This window comes from Rhodococcus sp. MALMAid1271, from assembly GCF_049195265.1.
In the GTDB taxonomy this organism is placed as follows: Bacteria; Actinomycetota; Actinomycetes; order Mycobacteriales; family Mycobacteriaceae; genus Rhodococcoides.
On sequence record NZ_JBMIRQ010000086.1, the window covers coordinates 1 to 431 of the forward strand.

Sequence of the window (431 nt, forward strand, 5' to 3'; positions counted from 1 at the left end):
ACCACCCCACCCGCCGAAGACACCGACCGCAACGAACTGTTCGCCTCCACCACATTGAACGGGCGCCTGGCACTCAAAGGTGACTTCGACGCCGTCACCGGCGAAAAACTCCTCACCGCCCTCTCACCCCTGACCGCACCGAGACCCGCCGTCGAGGGCACCCCCGACGAACGCAGCCCCGCCCGACGCCGCGCCGACGCCTTCGGACACATCCTCGACCGCTACCTCGCCGCCAACAACCGGCCCACCGAAGGCGGAGAAAAACCCCACGTCAACCTCCACATCAACCTCCGCGACCTCACCGACCTCCGCGACACCGCTACTGGCGCAGGACCGTCACCGGATCGCGGTGCCTATCGGGACGTGTTCGGTGACGGCACCAGTGTCGGGTGGCTGCCCTGGATGGGACCACTCTCGCGCACCACCTCCCG

At 68.0% G+C, this 431-nt stretch carries 1 protein-coding gene; it reads left to right on the forward strand.

The features are described from left to right. Positions 1-431: DUF222 domain-containing protein (locus ACOQFP_RS12795; RefSeq protein ID WP_421584527.1), on the forward strand; the 431-nt coding region annotated here is incomplete at both ends.